Origin of the sequence: Polaromonas sp. UBA4122 (genome assembly GCA_002381615.1) — a bacterium.
Lineage (GTDB): Bacteria > Pseudomonadota > Gammaproteobacteria > Burkholderiales > Burkholderiaceae_C > Polaromonas.
In genome coordinates, this window is the sequence record DFWY01000169.1 from 1 (window position 1) to 2,819 (window position 2,819).

Annotated in this window: 3 protein-coding genes; all 3 read left to right on the forward strand. The window is 56.8% G+C overall.

The genetic code is table 11. The features are described 5' to 3' along the window. Positions 1-476 precede the first annotated feature (476 nt). The 3 genes from B3F77_RS20265 to B3F77_RS20275 all read left to right on the forward strand — a co-directional run bounded on the left by B3F77_RS20265 (position 477) and on the right by B3F77_RS20275 (position 2,618). A complete protein-coding gene (locus B3F77_RS20265) occupies positions 477-860 on the forward strand; it encodes an FCD domain-containing protein (RefSeq protein ID WP_293606747.1) in 384 nt (127 codons plus the stop codon). 115 nt (positions 861-975) lie between these two features. Beyond that, on the forward strand, positions 976-2,193 hold the full coding sequence (locus B3F77_RS20270) for a pyridoxal phosphate-dependent aminotransferase (protein ID WP_293606700.1): 1,218 nt from the start codon (positions 976-978) through the stop codon (positions 2,191-2,193). Further along, positions 2,190-2,618 (forward strand): RidA family protein, encoded by a 429-nt coding sequence (locus tag B3F77_RS20275; protein ID WP_293606701.1) that lies wholly within the window; start codon positions 2,190-2,192, stop codon positions 2,616-2,618. Before B3F77_RS20270 ends, B3F77_RS20275 begins: the two co-directional genes overlap by 4 nt. Positions 2,619-2,819 lie beyond the last annotated feature (201 nt).

Here is a 2,819-nt window from a genome sequence, read left to right on the forward strand (position 1 = left end):
CGCGCCACATCTCTACTCTACGCAAAGCCGCCGGTCAATGCGGATTCCTTCAATGACTCCTTTGCCAGCGGGAGCGGGTATTCGCCAACGGCAGCTTTCTGGTAACCCACTTCGCTTCCAATCAGCAGCCTATCGTGGCCTTCAGCACTGTGCCCAATGCCGTCATTGGCGAGAACAGAGAGCTGACGTTCATCAGCGTTTCGGAAAATTGGAAGCAGTCACCCGAAGGCCGAGAGCAGTTTTTTCAGGTGATCGGCTCTCTTACAGCTACAAGGGCTTCCCACATGGGAATCACCTCGTAATATCTGTCGCTGTCGATTGGGTGCAAGGCATGTGGACGGCGATGCTACAAACGGTCATGAATGCAAGCCTTGTTCTTGCGGACCCTGATGAAAGACGCGCGCCGGGGGCTCCATTCGAAAGTCGGGGATCAGTGTGACTTCTCATACTGTTAGACTTCAGTTGACACTCGCGTCATTCGCTTCGCGACGGCGCAAGATCTGGAAAACCTCCGCGCCTGCACCGCAAATATCGAACACGCCGCACAATTTGACACCCAGGTCGACATGTTCGAGGCTGATATTGCGTTCCACCAAGGTATCTATCAAGCGGCCCATCATGAACGCCTTTTGCAAGCTTGTCTGGGGATGCGGTTCCAGATCGCGCTTCTATTACTAAACCGGCAGGGCATCGATTCAAATTACCGTAGCCAGCTGACGCGCGAACATTGGGCGCTTTTTGATGCGATTAACAGCCGCGATTTGGGCCTGGCGACCGACCTGATCACCCGCCATATTGATGAGGCCGCATCGAAGGTCTTTGCCAGGCTTGCTGGGCCCACACCCCTTGATCCGCACTGACTGACCGCTGTTCCGGGGGGGGTCAGTGAAAACCCGGCCCGCACCGCTATTTGACATTTCCCCGCCTCCTCCTTAGGAATGTTAGCATTGCGAAATTAACAGACGACAGGACGAAATGGGCAGGATCGAAGACAAATTTGCCATGCTTGCAACCGATAATGCACCGGGGCAAGAGGGGCGTCAAAAGGCCGCCGATCTTGGTCCTTTGCTACGCGGCGGCCCGATTGAAGGCAGGCCCGTTGATTTTTCGCATGGCGATGTCAATGCGTTCGAACCCACCCCCGGCGCATTTGACGCCTTTGTCGCGGGTGTCGAAACCGGTGCTGACCAAGCCTATACCGAATACCGCGGCAAAAAGAACATCCGCGACCATCTTGCCGCCAAACTTGCCGATTTCACCGGCGCACCTGTCTCGTCTGACAATGGGCTGATCATCACCCCGGGCACCCAGGGCGCGCTTTTCCTGGCCATCGCATCAAGTGTTTCAGCAGGCGACAAAGTCGCGATTGTGCAACCCGACTATTTCGCAAACCGTAAGCTTGTTCAATTTTTCGGCGCCGAGATCGTGCCCGTTAAGCTGAACTATCTTGCCGCAACCGAACATGCGGGCCTCGATTTGGGGCAGCTGGAAGATGCTTTCAAAGCCGGGGCCAAGGTTTTTGTTTTCTCCAATCCGAACAACCCGGCGGGCGTGATTTACTCTGACAGTGAAATCAACGATATCGCGCGTCTGGCACAGGCTTACGACGCCACAGTGATCGTTGATCAGCTCTATTCCCGGCTCCTTTATCAGGGCAGCCACTATACGCATCTGCGGGCCAACCCCCATGCCCCCGAAAATGTGATCACCATCATCGGCCCCTCCAAGACGGAATCTCTCAGCGGTTACCGCGTGGGCGTTGCCTTTGGGTCGGCGGCGCTGATTGACCGGATGGAAAAGCTTCAGGCCATCGTGTCCTTGCGGGCCGGGGGCTACAGCCAATCGGTGCTTCGGACGTGGTTTGCGGAACCCGCCGGTTGGATGCAGGAACGGATTGCCCTCCATCAGGCGATCCGCGACGCTTTGCTTGCCAGGCTCCGCGCTGTTGATGGGCTGGATGCCCGCACCCCGCAAGCGGGCAGCTATCTGTTCCCGCGCCTGCCTGAACTCGCCGTGCCCACCCAGACCTTTGTCACCATCTTGCGCCATCAGGCCGGCGTGATTGTCACCCCCGGGGCGGAATTTGGCCCCCATTCAACCGACAGCATCCGCTTTAACTTTTCGCAAGATCGTGAGGCGGCGGTTCATGCGATCGAGCGCACCTGCGCCCTGATAGAACGGTATCGGAAATGACACGACCCCCAGTTCCGCAAGGAAACTATGTCGCCGCCAAGCGGCATGGAGACCTGATCTATACCTCGGGTATGACACCCCGAGACAACGGGGTATTGATGTTCAAGGGCGCGGTAAACCCAACCGCCCCGGTGGAAACCTATCAAGCGGCTGTCGAGCTTGCGACGAAAAATGCCCTGACCTCCGCACGCCTTCTGGCGGCTCCGCACGAAAGGGTCGCGGGTGTTCTCAGCCTGACGGTCTATATCGCCGCTGAACCGGAATTTACCGCACATGCACGTTTGGCCGATTTTGCTTCGACCTATCTCCAGCGTGAAATCGGTGACGAAGGGATCGGATGCCGGGCAGCCATCGGGGTTTCAACCCTACCGGGCAATGCGCCAGTCGAAATCAAACTTATCGCCATCATTGCCAATCAGGCGTAACCCCATCGTCGGGTTTGGAGCGACCAGTTCGAAATACTCTACAGCCGCATTCAGTGGCCATTCGCTGTGGTGTTCAGGCTGAATGGCAGGTACAGCCTGCTAGGCCAGCGATATGGACCGCTAAAAATAATGCAGACTTAAGTGAAACAGATGTCGAAGTCGCGCACAGTTGGTTCAATCGCTTTCGCAAACTGCTGGTGC

Excerpts from the sequence above, each read along its gene's own strand:
- B3F77_RS20270 (WP_293606700.1), top strand. The coding sequence starts at position 976 with ATGGGCAGGATCGAAGACAAATTTGCCATGCTTGCAACCGATAATGCA.
- B3F77_RS20275 (WP_293606701.1), top strand. The coding sequence starts at position 2,190 with ATGACACGACCCCCAGTTCCGCAAGGAAACTATGTCGCCGCCAAGCGG.